The following is a 1,006-nucleotide window of genomic DNA, read 5'->3' as shown; positions in this document are numbered from 1 at the left end:
ACGAGCGCATGCTTTTTACACCTCGCTGGGATTTCAACAGCATGGCTTGAGCTTTGTGATCGAGATTTGACATGGAAACCACTGAAAACACCCCCCCCTTGCTGCGCGTGCGTGGCCTACAAAAGCGCTATGGCGACCGGGTCGCACTGCAGGACGCCAGCTTCGACCTGTGGCCGGGCGAAGTCATGGCCGTGGTGGGCGAATCTGGTTCTGGAAAAACCACCTTGCTCAATGCGATTGCGGCCAGGTGCCAGCCCGATGCAGGCCAGGTGACTTACCTTGGCCGTGACGGACAAATGCAAGACATCTACGCCATGACCGAAGCCCAGCAACGCTTGTTGGCGCGCACCGATTGGGGGTTCGTTCACCAAAACGCGGCCGATGGGCTGCGCATGGACGTTTCTGCCGGGGCCAATGTGGGCGAACGGCTCATGGGCCTGGGCGAGCGGCACTATGGCCGCTTGCGCAGCACCGCCCAAGAATGGCTGCAGCGGGTCGAAATTGACACCGCCCGGATCGATGACACGCCCCGCACTTTTTCAGGCGGTATGCGCCAAAGACTCCAAATTGCCCGCAATTTGGTGACCAGCCCAAGGCTGGTGTTCATGGACGAGCCCACATCGGGTCTGGACGTTTCGGTCCAAGCCCGGGTGCTGGATTTGCTGCGCCAACTCAATCGCCAAATGCAATTGGCCGTGGTCATCGTCACCCATGATCTGGCAGTGGCCCGTTTGTTGGCCCACCGCATGATGGTGATGCAACGCGGCGAGGTGGTCGAAGCCGGTCTCACCGATCAGGTCTTGGACGATCCCCAACACCCTTACACCCAATTGTTGGTGTCTTCTGTGTTGCAAGCCTGAAACTCAAAGGACAAGACGATGTTGCAAATGAAACAGGTGTCCAAGCGCTTCACGCTGCACCACCAAAATGGCGCCCAGCTGCAGGTGTTGGACCAAGTCAATCTGTCGGTTCATGCCGGTGAGTGTGTGGTGTTGGATGGCCCATC

At 58.6% G+C, this 1,006-nt stretch carries 1 protein-coding gene and 1 pseudogene; both read left to right on the top strand.

The window, feature by feature from the left end; all coding sequences use genetic code 11:
• The first annotated feature begins 71 nt into the window (after window positions 1–71).
• Window positions 72–860 (top strand): phosphonate C-P lyase system protein PhnK, encoded by a 789-nt coding sequence (phnK, locus tag Q0341_RS10150; protein WP_299512811.1) that lies wholly within the window; start codon window positions 72–74, stop codon window positions 858–860.
• Between the two features lie 18 nt (window positions 861–878).
• Window positions 879–1,006 (top strand): annotated as a pseudogene (locus Q0341_RS10145) (phosphonate C-P lyase system protein PhnL); the annotation flags it as partial.

It is taken from the genome of uncultured Limnohabitans sp. (assembly GCF_937889215.1).
Classification (GTDB): Bacteria; Pseudomonadota; Gammaproteobacteria; order Burkholderiales; family Burkholderiaceae_C; genus Limnohabitans_A.
This window is presented reverse-complemented; position numbering and strand designations above follow the sequence as displayed.